This window comes from Citrobacter sp. wls757 (assembly GCF_005280935.1).
GTDB lineage: Bacteria > Pseudomonadota > Gammaproteobacteria > Enterobacterales > Enterobacteriaceae > Citrobacter > Citrobacter portucalensis.
This window is the reverse complement of sequence record NZ_SZWU01000041.1, coordinates 6,736-6,957: the sequence shown is the minus strand read 5'-3', so window position 1 is coordinate 6,957 and position 222 is coordinate 6,736. Positions and strand designations below refer to the sequence as shown.

The following is a 222-nucleotide window of genomic DNA, read 5'->3' as shown; positions in this document are numbered from 1 at the left end:
GCCGCAAAACAGGCCGCGAAACGCCCGCCGATCGTTAACTGGCCGGGGGAGGGTTTCCGCGAAATGACAAAAGCCGAATGGTCGAAAACCCCGGCGGATTATAAGTCGGTCCGGGGTGTCGCTGAAAATGATGAGCATGGCGCGTACCGCTTCCGCCGCATCATGAACAGCGGCTACACACTTGATAACGTGTACATCACCGACATGAAAACCGTCGAAATC

The 222-nt window shown here is 56.3% G+C and carries 1 pseudogene; it reads left to right on the top strand.

What is annotated here, in order from left to right:
* Positions 1-222 (top strand): annotated as a pseudogene (locus tag FDW94_RS24165) (hydrolase); the annotation flags it as partial.